This is a genomic window from Vibrio sp. JZG120, assembly GCF_053890955.1.
In genome coordinates, this window is record NZ_JBSRRK010000002.1 from 241,941 (window position 1) to 254,439 (window position 12,499).

Genomic DNA, 12,499 nt, shown 5'->3' on the forward strand with positions numbered 1-12,499 from the left:
GGCATACTTCGCTTCACTCAAGCCCCAATCATTGGGGCTTTTTTACTCCACTCGGCACAAATTCATTACCATTAATCGCTTTGCGAAATAGCAATAATGCGTTTTATCAGCTCGTCGGGTTCCATCTTGGGATTGCGGTAAAAACGGAAGATTTCCGAGTTTATCGCTTGCTGAGCAACCGGATTGACCGCCATCGAATCAATCATACTCGGCACAGAGAGGTTGTGTTTAACGCCGTAGCGAAAGTCTTGATATGACTGGACCTGACACGGATTAAAATCGCTGATGTCGATATCGGTACGTACCGGAATTGAGCCTTTTACCTTATTGAACTTAGCTTGAAACTCGACGTCTGCCAGCGCGCTTGCGGTTTGCTGAGCCGCCTCGGCAGAAAACGACTTGCTCGACATAAATACCAAACTGTCCATGTTGTAGAGGAATACACCATCGCTGTCAGGCGTTGGGTAACAGCCGATCTCTTGCGGAACCGAGACTTGATTGGCGAGCAGCTCACCTAAAATCCAATCTCCGCCGATTTGAAACAGCGCTTGACCGTCGGCTAACGCTTGGGTCGCCGTATCCCACTTACTGTCAGGTAATTGGTTGTCGATCAACAAACTCAGGCGGCGAAATTGCGTCAGCGCTTGGCGCAGTTTTTCGCTGTCGATGCTGTCTCGCTCAAGCTTAACCATTGCATTGGTGTAGAACTCAACGCCGCCAGTGGAGATCACTAAGTTCTCGAAAAGTTGGGCGACTTGCCACGGCTGCTCACCGACCGCGATCGGTACGATACCATTTTGCTGAGCAAGCTCCATGGCAGCGAACATCTCTTGCCAGTTTTTCGGCGCGGACAGATTCAGTTGTTTAAGCAGCTTGTGGTTGACCCACAGCCAGTTCAAACGGTACAGCGTAAGTGGCAGGGCGATATAGCCGTTTTGTGTTTTATTGATTTCGATAGACAGCGGGTAGAGCACCTCGTCCCAGCGCTGCTCATCCGCTACTGCGTTGACGTTGTGCAAAATACCGATGGCATCCCACGCTTTAATACTTGGCCCTTCGATTTGCGCGAAGCTCGGTGGATTGCCCGCCAGCGCGCGAGCTTGCAGTACCGTCATCGCGCTGTCACCACCACCGCCTAACACCGGGCTTTGCAGCAGCTCAATATCGTGCCGTTGTAGCTGAGCTTTAAGTGTTTGCAGCGCTTGCTGCTCGCCGTCAGAAGTCCACCAATGTAAAAACTCTACCCCTTGTGGCGACTCAGCGTGAGCGACGCAAGGGGCGAGCAACAGTGGGAACAAGAATGCCAGTTTGTTCATAGTCAGTCTCTCGGGAAAGTCAGTGTGGCGCAGAGGCCGCCAAACTGAGAATGGCTCAGCGACAAACTGCCGCCGTGAGCCTTTGCAATGCTCTGTGAAATGGTTAACCCCAGCCCACTGCCTTCTTTGTCGTTGCTAGCGCGGAAGTATGGCTGGCAGAGCTTTTCAAGTAATAAATCGTCAACACCATCACCGTGATCTTCAATTTCAATCTGGATCGACTCTGGGCTTTCACTCAGCGTAATGTCCGCTTGATGGCCGTATTTGAGCGCGTTATCGACCAGATTCTGAATGCAGCGCTTAATCGCTAGTGGTTTGCCGGCAAAGTGGGTGCGGATTTCACCGTGGATGCGAATCGCGTCCGGCGCATCGGCGATATTGGCGGAAATGTGCTGAATCAGTTGGGTGAAATTGATCGGCTCGATTTCCTCGTGGATATCGGTCTCTTTAATGCATTGCAATGCGCCTTTGACCATCAAATCTAGGTCGTTACTCAGGCGGATAAAGCGTTCTCGGTCGGCGTCGTCATCTAGCATTTCCGCCCGCAGTTTTAGGCAGGCTATCGGCGTTTTCAGATCGTGGGAGATAGCGCTGAACAGCATTTCGCGGTCTTTAATGTGGCTGTCGATGCGTCGATTCATTTTGTTAAACGCACGTACTGCCGCTTTCAGTTCGTTACTGCCTCGCTCAGAGACTTCGGGCACGTCTAATCGGCTCGACATCAGGGTTGCGGCTTTTGCCAGCTCTCGAATGGGTTGAATTTCTTTACGAACGATAAACCAGGTACACAACAGCAGCATTAGCGCTGACAGTAATAGCGTGAGCCATTGGCGCAACTCAAAATAGTTAGTCTCTAGGTTGATGTAAGGCGCGGGTAGCACCGCCGCGAGATAAAACCATTCGTTCTGCGCGACTTCGACCTGCATCACCAGAATGGGTGGATTGAGGTCACCAAACGAAAGCGAATAATGCGCCCACAATAGCGGCAGTTCGTCGATAGGTAGCTCGTTGTTGAACACTTTGAGTTTGTCACGCTGGGTAAACTCCACCTCGATATTAGGAATGCCGCTCAGCTCGCTTTCCAAAACCTCGCGAACTTGGTTGATGACCAACGTTTTGCGCTCGCTCTCTGGCAGTGGGTCGACGTCAATCTGGTGATTGTTGAGTGAGACGAAAAAGCGCGTACCACCCATGTTGCGTAGTTGATTGAGCACCAAGTGGCGATATTCAGAAGGGAGGGTTTGAAAGAAGGCGATGGTGGAAGAAGCGCTCAGTGCTAAGCTTTTGACCGTGGTGGTCAGGCCTTCTTTATCGCGTTCGCTGGCGTGTTGATACCAGATAATCCCGGATAATACCTGCGCCAGAATGATCACCAGCAACAAGAACACACTGGCGCGAACGACCAGTGAGCCCGTCCAGCGTTTAATTCTCATAATGCACGTCCGTGGTCAGCATGTAGCCTTTGTTGCGCACCGTTAGGATCAGCGAACGGTCTTTATCTTCAAGGTGATGACGCAAGCGGCTGATCTGCACGTCAATGCCGCGTTCAAACGGGTCTGCATCGCGTCCCCAGATCTCGCGCGCAATATCATCGCGCGACAATATTGATTGCGCGTGGTTGACAAACAAACCGAGCAGCGACAAATCCGCGCCACTCAGTTGCTTGACCTCGCGGCTAGCAACGTGGGTCAGTTGTCGGGTTACGGTATCCAACAACCAATCGTCAAAACGCACTTTACGCGTCAGTTTGCTATTGGCGGTCGATTGGCTGCGTCTCAGAATCGTTTTGATGCGTGCGAGCAGTTCGCGCGGACTGAATGACTTGGTGATGTAGTCGTCGGCGCCCATTTCTAGCCCTGCGACTCGGTCGGCTTCTTCAGTGACGGCGGTCAGCATGATGATCGGGATATCGGAGTTTTTGCGCAGTTTCTGGCACAGGGTAAAGCCGTCTTCACCGGGCATCATAATATCGAGGATGATCAAATCAGGATGGTGATCGTTGAGCAGTTGCCACATTACGCCTCCGTTTTCTGCGCAAAGCACTTCAAACCCTGCGCGACCAAGGTAATCTGACAATGCTTCGCGAAGGTCAAGGTTGTCATCGACGACCAGTATCTGCTTGTTTTCCATCCTACTTTCCCTGTGTCCGTCCCTATGACTGCCCCTGAGTTTGGCGCTGGCCAATATGATGCATTCTTAAACGCCCATGCACAATCGAGCCGATTACAATTTTCACTTCTCGGTGTAAGAGATTTGTAAGCGCCCACTTACAAACTGATTGCCTTTTGTAACCTTAGGCGCCGCCTTGCTCGCTATGATCATCCTGACCTTACGTGAAACAACATGACCTGAAGGAATCAGGTCCTACAACACTGGCATTCGTCAGGAGGAAACCATGTTTGCAAGTATATTTGGACAACTACAAAAAATAGGGCGGTCGTTGATGCTGCCTGTGGCGGTGTTACCGGTGGCCGGCTTGATGTTGGGGATTGGTAACGCGGGTTTTGCGTTTATTCCAGACGCGGTCAACAAAGTGATGCTCGCCGCCGGTGAAGGCGTGTTCGGCAACATGCAGTTGATGTTTGCGGTCGGTGTGGCGCTCGGGTTATCAAAAGGCAATGACGGTGCCGCTGCGCTCGCAGGCTTAATTGGCCTAATTATTATGAACGCATCGCTCGGTATTGTGACTGGCCTGCGCGGCTTAGAAACTGACGCCACCATCATGGGCGTTGAGACGCTGCAAACCGGGGTGTTTGGCGGCATCTTTATCGGTGCGGTCGCGGCAATCATGTACAACCGCTTCTACAACATCAAACTGCCGGAATATTTGGGCTTTTTCGCGGGTAAGCGATTTGTGCCCATTGTCACCGGTTTATCGGCGATCGTCGTGGGTGCGATTCTCGCGTTTGCATGGCCACCTGTCGGACAACTTCTTGATGCATTCTCTCATTGGGCAGCGTACCAAAACCCTGTACTCGCGTGGGCGGTTTACGGCGCGGGCGAACGTTCTTTACTCCCTGTTGGTTTGCACCACATCTGGAATGCGCCGTTCTTCTTTGAAGTCGGCAGCTATGTAGACCCAGAAACCGGCAAAGAGTTTACCGGTGAGCTCACTCGCTTCTTCGCGGGCGATAAAACCGCAGGTTATCTGTCAGGTGGCTTTATGTACTCCATGTGGGCGCTACCAGCAGCGGCATTGGCGATTTACCACTGCGCGTCTCCAGAGCGTAAGAAAATCGTCGGCGGTTTGATGATGTCTGCGGCGTTGACCTCTTGGTTAACTGGTATCACAGAGCCAATCGAATTTACCTTCCTATTCGTCGCGCCAGTGCTGTACGTAATCCATATTTTCCTCACCGGTATTGCGTTTGCGATCACCGCATTTTTGGAAATCAAACACAGTACGGACTTTGCGCACGGTGCGATTCAGTTCTTCCTTTACTACCCAATGTCGACCAACGCGTGGATGTTCATCATCATCGGTCCAATCTGGGCGACGCTGTACTACGGCTTGTTCCGCTTCCTAATTGTGAAGTTGGATCTGAAAACGCCGGGCCGTGAAACCGACATTGCAGAAGTGAAGATCGCCGGACAACCTGATGAAATTGCGGTGGATGTAGTAGCTGCATTGGGCGGCAAAGCCAATATCAAGTCAGTCGATGCGTGTATCACTCGTCTGCGTGTCTCGGTGAAAGACATTGCCAACGTTGATGTTGCTAAGCTAAAAGCACTTGGCGCGCGAGATGTATTAGTGATTGGCGACAGTTTACAAGCGATTTTCGGCACGCAGTCTGACTCAATTAAGTCAGAAGTGCACAGCGTACTCGCCGCCTCCTGATCTTATCTACCCCCAGTCTAGGTAAGATTTGCCAACCTCCTTGTGAGGTTGGCTTTTTCGTTTTCGGAGTAAAAAAAGCGAAGCCAATAACCAGCCCTACTTCGCCACCGCGTGGGTTAAATTGCCCAGCACGCCGCTGATTTTGTTCAATACCTCGTCACAGCCTTCAATATGATGGCGCTGCTTTAAATACATAGGATCGTTGTAAGCTAACCACGTTTTGCCTTCAGCATCTTCATACACCAACACTTTTTGGGGTAAATCGAGCGCCACCTCCTGCGTACAGATCATCAGTGGTGTGCCCACTTTAGGGTTTCCAAACACAATAACTTCAGTTGGTCGCAACGTCATATCGACTTTCGTGGCATTCTCTTGATGGTTAATGCGCGCAAAGACGTTCAACCCTTTTTCTTGCGCGATAGCGACAAATTTATCCGCCGTATCTTTTGCTGAATGCGTGCTCGCAACGGTTACCACGCCCTCACCAGCCAACGCACTCAATGACGTCAACGCCACGACCAACCCGATGATTACTTTTTTCATTTGTCGTCCCTTCCTCTCTACTGAGTCGAAAACTAGATATAGAAAAACCAAGTGTAGGAAAACTATAGAAGTCAGATTCCGCTATCGCGAATTGCACCCTACCCACTCAAGAGTCGACCGTGTAACACGGATTAATTGATTCAGATTAATAAAGTATTAACTAGCCGAGCATCAAAAGCGTGAAATACGTAACATTTGCCGCCTATTTTAGTAAGAAAGAGAAAAATAGTGACACGCGATCAATTTGAGTTATTAGCACCCGGTGGTGATTTAGATTCCATCAAAGCCGCCATTGCCGCTGGCGCCGATGCAATTTACTGTGGGCTCGACCGCTTCAATGCTCGTAACCGAGCGACCAACCTCACCTTAGATAACTTAAATGGCGTGTTAACGTTAGCCCACCAGCACAGCTGTAAGATTTTCCTAACGTTGAATGTGCTGATTTTAGAAAGTGAAATTCCGGCGATTGTTCGCTTACTCAGCCAACTGAACACCACCAAAATCGATGGCGTGATCGTGCAAGATCTCGGTCTGGCCTACATTCTCAAACATCACTTTCCCGATTTGGATGTGCACGCTTCAACGCAACTAAACACGCATAACGAAGGCCAGATCCTCTTTCTCAACCAGCTCACCGCAAGCCGAGTAAATCTATCTCGCGAACTTAACATCGATGAAATAAAACATCTGGCGCAATTTGGTCGCGAGCACAACGTAATGATGGAAGTGTTTGTCCACGGCTCATACTGCATCGGATTCTCCGGAATTTGCTACATAAGTTCCGCTCGCAATGGTGCATCAGGTAACCGTGGACGCTGCAGCCAACCTTGTCGCGAACAGTACGAAACGACCAAAACAGGCAACAACTACCCACTCAATATGAAAGACAACTCCGCCTTTGGGGACTTGAAAGCGCTTGCCGATGCTGGCGTGTATTCATTAAAAGTGGAAGGACGAATCAAGAAATCGCACTACGTCTATACCGTGGTCGACAATTGGCGTCAGCAAATCGATCGCTTGTGCGAAGGTTTGGAGCTCTCTGAAGACACTACCGAGTTATACACGGTGTTCAACCGTGATTTCTCCAACGCATTTTTGCAAGGTGATTTCGGCAAGGCGATGTACATCGACAATCCGCGCGACCACGCTGTAAAGCATTTTTCGAAGGTTTATCAATGCCAATCTGCTGATGATGTGCAAGCGGTGAAAAAGAAACTCTACGACGACAAAACCGCGATCATTGAGAAAGTGGCAGAGCAAACCAAGTCGTTCGATGTCGCTTCGACACAAGTATCCGGCTGCAGCTTGAAAGGGTCGATTGATGTACCAACTCTGCCAGCGTTACCTCAACCAGAACCTCGCCAAGGTGCGCCAAAATTATCGGTTCTGATCTCGTCAGCACAAGAAGCCATGCTGTGCGAATACCAAGACATTGATGTTTACTATCAATTGCCAATGGGATTGTCTGGTGAACTGAGCGCGATGATGGAGTTGTTCCAAGCCAACCCAATGCTCAAACCTTGGTTTCCTGCCATTTTGATTGACGAAGACTACCACGCCGCGCGCGTATTTTTGGAAACCATCCAACCTGAGTTGTTGATCACCAACAACTCAGGCGTCGGCATGATCGCAAAAGAGCTCGGCTTAGGCTGGGTGGCAGGCCCACAAATGAACACGGTGAACTCATACGCGTTTAAATGCCTTCAAGACGAGTTCGCGGCAAGTGGCGCGTTTGTTTCTAACGAGCTGAATATGAAGCAGATACGCCATATCAAGCGTCCGAAAAACATGCTCAGCTTCTACAGCATTTATCATCCAAATACCCTACTCACGAGCCGCCAATGTTTGTTCCAACAAACCGAAGGATGCCGTAAGGTGAAGGTCAACAAAGGTTGTTTGAAACGCTGTGATAAACGCACGTCTATCATCAACTTAAAAGACAATCCTTACGTGGTGCAAAACCAAAAAGGCAGCCACAATTCAATCTACAGCGAGCACAACGTCTTAAACCTGCAAGTACTGCACGATCTGCCGCAATTGTTTACCGATGTGTTGATCGATCTGCGTGATATCCAGACCGAAACGAAAGTCTCAGCAAGCAAACCTGAGTTGATTAACGCGTTCTTAGCTCTACTTGAAGAACACAGCGAACAAACCGTCCAAACGCTGAATGCCATGATTCAACCAACAGCCAACGCGCAGTATTTAAAGGGGTTGTAGAATTTTTCTAACGAGGCAAACAAAACAATAAATTATCCTACACTCTACTAGAGGGAAGCGTAACGCTTTGTAAGTCAGATGGTTGGCTGAAGAACATAGTTCATCAATAGAAGAACTTCCTGGCCATTTGAGATAATTTATTTGAGTACGCCATGAAAATATCTAAAGGTATCGAAGAGCAGGGGATCCCTGTCGGAAACTATTACGACAAATACAATACTCAGAACCCCATCGCCAGAAAAATGATGAGCAATTTCGATCATCATTTATCGCAACTGGTTGATATGGTCACACCAAAGTCGATACACGAAATCGGCTGCGGAGAAGGAGTCTGGGCACTTAAATGGCATCAACAAGGGATCCGTGTGAAAGGGAGTGACTTCTCCCAACAAGTGATTCAACTAGCAAGAGACAATGCCCAAGCACACAACTTGGAAGACATTTTGTTTGAACAAAAAAGTGTGTATGACGTTGCTAGAAAGACTGATTCTGCTGACCTTGTTGTTTGTTGTGAGGTCTTGGAACACCTAGAGCATCCCGAGCAAGCACTAGCAACATTGCAAGAGCTCGATACTGACTATTACATTTTTAGTGTGCCAAGAGAGCCGTTGTGGTGTGCGTTAAACATGGCAAGAGGTAAATATTTAAACAGTTGGGGCAATACTCCCGGACATATCCAACACTGGTCCAAGAATGCCTTTCTGACTTTGCTCAAGCAGCACTTTGAGATTCTCGAAGTACGCTCTCCCATTCCTTGGACCATGGTTTTATGCCAGCGTGTGAATCATGAAACATAATAAGAGTAAATTCATATTACGCTGGGTTGGGCGAATCATTACTATTTTTTCCATCGCCTTTGTATTAATCAAGCTCTCTACATACTCGCAGCAACTGAATATTAAGGATATTCCCTCTTACTCCTATCTGGTATTTATTTTTTGCATAGGCCTCTACGCCTTTGGCAATTATGTTCTTTCTATGGCGTGGCGACTTTTAGTCGCGAACAGTGAATATACTCTGTCTGCATCAACTGCCATTTGGGTGTTTGGCGGATCTCAAATTGCGAAGTATCTGCCTGGAAACATTTTCCAATTCGCTAGCCGACAAGTAATTGGCGTACAACACGGAATTAAAAATAATGTATTACTGAAATCGACCTTATGGGAAATAGGGTTGATGGGTATTGCGGCTGGTTCGTTTGGCGTCTTTCTGCTAAATGAGTACTTCCCTAATTTAATGGGGTACGAGATGACTTTATTCGCTGGACTTATCGTGAGCACCGGATCAATATTAAGCTTGATAGCCAGTCGCAATTACCTAAAAGCTTGTGGGCTTTATCTCTGCTTTTTTTTGGTATCGGGCGGCATTTTCTCACTCATATTTTTTACGCTAAACGACAATCTAACTCCAACTTTAGAGACATTTTTACAAACATCTTGTTACTTCATCATCGCATGGTTAATAGGGTTTGCCACCCCAGGTTCTCCTGCAGGGTTGGGTGTCCGAGAGGCTGTTTTAATCACACTTCTAGATTCGCCGAGTATTGAAGATACACTCTTAGTTGCCGTCCTTGTTTCCAGAATCGTCACGGTTCTAGGGGATATGTTGTTCTTCGCTATCTCGAGTTTATTTAGGCCTAAGCAAGCCGTATCAAATAACTCACTTCTTTAAAGTATCGAGGTAACTCGCTATTACTCTCCAGATCGTTTTCGCTTGGTTTCAAACTGATAAGTGGGCAACTTTTCCTGATGCTCCAGCTTTTCTTCCAATACCTCAATTCGGTGCAATACTTTTTCGGTCAGCTTTCGATTGAACCCTATTAGATCGGCCACCAACCCCATCAATAAAGTGATGAAACCCAAGATAAGTAGCGTTGACCCCAAGACCAATGACTGAATATGGCCATCTCCCGCTCCATTTAAAAAGAAATACAGGAATCGCATAATGGGAATCACACCACAAATCATCGCCACCGAGCCAATAAACAAAAACACTTGCAGAGGTCGATACATGGTATAAACCCTGACCAAGGTAGAGAGCGACATTTTTAGAAACTGCGGAATGCTCTTAAACAGACGGGACTCTCGCGTTTTTTCATTAGTTCGGATTGGCACCGAAACAACACCAATCCTTTTGGCACTTGCTTGAATCAACATTTCTATTGTGTAGCTAAAATCCGATACGATATTAAGTTGTTGTGCCGCACTTCTCGATATTGCGCGAAAACCACTCACAGCATCTTTAACATCCAATCCCGTCGCTTTGGCAATAATAAAGCTCCCCGACACTTGTAAACATCGTTTAAATACAGAGAAATGTGTATTGCTATACCCTCCTCGGTCACCAACAACAATTTCTGCTTTGTGCTCGATAATAGGCTTAACCAAGTGCGGAATATCGGCCCCATTATATTGATTATCGCCATCGGTGTTCACAATGATATCGGCATGAAGGCGAAGGCACTCCTCAATCCCTCTTCGAAATGAGTAAGCAAGCCCCTTATTGCCCTGGTTAGTAATAATGTGCTCAACACCACACTTGCGTGCGACTTCTGAAGTACCATCCGTAGAACCATCATCGATGATTAGAATCTCTATCTTAGCGATACCATCAACGCGCTTTGGTATTGAGCGAATAACATCAGCAATATTGTCCGCTTCGTTAAAGCACGGAATTTGAACAATTAACTTCATGCTTGCTCCTCATGTTCTGAATCAACATTACTGTGCGTATTAGAAGCCGGTAAATAACCTCTGCTTCTCTTCAAGATTGCGAGGTCGGTACAGGTTATCTCCCCAACGCAGAACGACTTTACCTGGCTCTTTCGACACTAATTCATAGCCCCCCCGCGCCAAGTACCGTGCTTGACCTGCCAACCAAACCTTGCCATTAATCAGAAGACTATTGCTAGCTTCAAGCGTATATACGCCCTCGATGTTGACCTTAACTTCCCGACTAAGAGAGTTGGGCGTCAGTTCAAACGTCTTTCCTGCAACATACAGATGCGACCAATGATGAATGTAGTTCTGCCTTAACGCTTGAATATCTTGCCTTAATAGCCCTTTATCGGTTTTGTCAGGGCCAAACACATCTAAATAGTGCGAATTAACCAGTACGAAAGCCGGATTGTCTTGCTCTATAGCATTGCGAATAACGGGGATGTTTCTCGCAATATAATCTTCGTAACCCCACGTACTCATGAAAAAACCTTGTTTTGAAAAAGTCGGAACCATGGAGCATCGATCAATATAAGCAACAGGCTGAGGAAAGATTTTATGTACTTCATCAAGAAACTGACGCTGGTAGGCCAAGTTGCTTTTTATCGGTAAAACAAAACCATTCACCACAATGGATACCGCAAACAAGCAGGGAACAATAAAATTAAAAAATTGTGCAACTCTTGCGTTAGTGAAATTCTGGATACCAACCCAAGCCACAGCAAACAAAGCACTCACTGGAGCAAGCATAAAAGCGTAATAGTATGGGAAAGCGTTGCGATAAAAGAGCAAAGTGAAGAGTAATAAACTTAGGCACAAAAACTTAATCGATGACTCACGGCTTAATAGCTTTTGCGAAAAACACGCATAAACAGCAGTACCAATACCAATGAAAAGAGCTAACCAATACCATGAGTTCGTCGAAACTGAATGAACAAAGTAAAACAATCGAGGAAAAAGCTCGCGCTGGTTTAGTGTCTTATCCGCAGCACCGAACATCGTTCCTGCATCACCAACCGAACTCGCTCCATGTATAGAGAAGTAATGCCAACTGTATAGCATCGCAAAGGCAACCAGTATTGCGACTCCATACATGAGAACTTGCCTAAAATAACGCTTACGATTTCGCGACCAATAAAGCGAGGTTAAAACTATGCCTATAAAAGTCGGGATATACAGAGCGGTCTTTAAAGTGACGAGCAAGGCGACAGCCGTAAGGACACCAGCAAGAATGGATACACGCCAAGAAAATGTTGTACTAAACACATAATACAGTGCCGCCATGATCATACATGTCGCGATAGGATCAGTACGAAAACTGGCCCCCATACGAACATTATAAACAAAAGAAAAATAGGCAAGAACCGCAAAAAGTGCCGCCGATTTGCTGCAGTACAATCGACATAACTTGTATAGATAAAATCCCGTGAGTAATTGAAAGAACACCATAACGACTCTCGCCACAATGATCTGGTCAACATCGTTATCTGATACACCACTCAGCCAAGTAAAGAAGTGAATGTGAAAGGTTTGGAAACTATTAATCACCTCGCCGTTAATAAACCGATGCACAAAAGATAGGTAATAAAACTCGTCCCAATTTACTTCGTAATTAAACGCAACAAAAAACCGAGCGATTACAGCCACTACGATTAGAATACAAAGAAAAATAGAAGTGCTAGAGGTAGTATCTCTATCCGATAAATGACGTTTATTAACCTGTTCAACAGTCTCCATTCACCCTTCCTTGTTAATCGTTTCTCGACTAGTGGCATGCTCTGAGACATTAAGTTGTATGAATAAGGTTAGAACTGCCAGTAATGAGTATAGTCATGATTCAAAACCAAATAAGGGGTGGCAGGAGA

10 protein-coding genes are annotated in these 12,499 nt (G+C 47.1%); 4 read left to right on the forward strand and 6 right to left on the reverse strand.

Annotation, left to right across the window (positions count from 1 at the left end; all coding sequences use genetic code 11):
- Nucleotides 1-71 precede the first annotated feature (71 nt).
- The 3 genes from ACWPOD_RS06900 to ACWPOD_RS06910 are packed head-to-tail and all read right to left on the reverse strand — an operon-like array spanning nt 72 to nt 3,446.
- A complete protein-coding gene (locus tag ACWPOD_RS06900; RefSeq protein WP_456231712.1) occupies nt 72-1,316 on the reverse strand; it encodes an ABC transporter substrate-binding protein in 1,245 nt (414 codons plus the stop codon).
- A 2-nt stretch (nt 1,317-1,318) separates the two neighbouring features.
- Nucleotides 1,319-2,749: an ATP-binding protein gene (locus ACWPOD_RS06905; protein WP_456231713.1), complete on the reverse strand. Its 1,431-nt coding sequence runs from the start codon at nt 2,747-2,749 to the stop codon at nt 1,319-1,321.
- Complete coding sequence (locus ACWPOD_RS06910) at nt 2,739-3,446, reverse strand: response regulator (RefSeq protein WP_005383484.1); 708 nt, start codon at nt 3,444-3,446, stop codon at nt 2,739-2,741. The genes ACWPOD_RS06905 and ACWPOD_RS06910 overlap by 11 nt, the downstream gene beginning before the upstream one ends.
- A 265-nt stretch (nt 3,447-3,711) precedes the next feature.
- On the opposite strand from ACWPOD_RS06910, the gene ptsG reads away from it, so the two are divergent.
- On the forward strand, nt 3,712-5,154 hold the full coding sequence (gene ptsG / locus ACWPOD_RS06915; RefSeq protein ID WP_456231714.1) for a glucose-specific PTS transporter subunit IIBC: 1,443 nt from the start codon (nt 3,712-3,714) through the stop codon (nt 5,152-5,154).
- A gap of 96 nt (nt 5,155-5,250) precedes the next feature.
- Here the strand turns inward: ptsG and ACWPOD_RS06920 are convergent, their stop codons facing one another.
- Entirely contained in the window at nt 5,251-5,697 is a 447-nt protein-coding gene (locus ACWPOD_RS06920; protein ID WP_456231715.1) for a DUF302 domain-containing protein, read from the reverse strand.
- A 228-nt stretch (nt 5,698-5,925) separates the two neighbouring features.
- Between ACWPOD_RS06920 and ACWPOD_RS06925 the strand changes: the two genes are divergently transcribed.
- The 3 genes from ACWPOD_RS06925 (at nt 5,926) to ACWPOD_RS06935 (ending at nt 9,588) form a co-directional block, all read left to right on the forward strand.
- A complete protein-coding gene (locus ACWPOD_RS06925) occupies nt 5,926-7,917 on the forward strand; it encodes a U32 family peptidase (RefSeq protein ID WP_456231716.1) in 1,992 nt (663 codons plus the stop codon).
- 152 nt (nt 7,918-8,069) lie between these two features.
- On the forward strand, nt 8,070-8,714 hold the full coding sequence (locus tag ACWPOD_RS06930) for a class I SAM-dependent methyltransferase (RefSeq protein ID WP_005395561.1): 645 nt from the start codon (nt 8,070-8,072) through the stop codon (nt 8,712-8,714).
- A complete protein-coding gene (locus ACWPOD_RS06935; protein ID WP_170902790.1) occupies nt 8,704-9,588 on the forward strand; it encodes a hypothetical protein in 885 nt (294 codons plus the stop codon). Before ACWPOD_RS06930 ends, ACWPOD_RS06935 begins: the two co-directional genes overlap by 11 nt.
- Nucleotides 9,589-9,608: 20 nt before the next feature.
- On the opposite strand, the gene ACWPOD_RS06940 is transcribed toward ACWPOD_RS06935, so the two are convergent.
- Complete coding sequence (locus ACWPOD_RS06940; protein ID WP_005395558.1) at nt 9,609-10,610, reverse strand: glycosyltransferase family 2 protein; 1,002 nt, start codon at nt 10,608-10,610, stop codon at nt 9,609-9,611.
- Between the two features lie 39 nt (nt 10,611-10,649).
- Nucleotides 10,650-12,371 carry an ArnT family glycosyltransferase gene (locus tag ACWPOD_RS06945; RefSeq protein ID WP_456231717.1) on the reverse strand — a complete coding sequence of 574 codons (1,722 nt, stop codon included), beginning with the start codon at nt 12,369-12,371 and terminating at the stop codon, nt 10,650-10,652.
- Nucleotides 12,372-12,499: the final 128 nt, after the last annotated feature.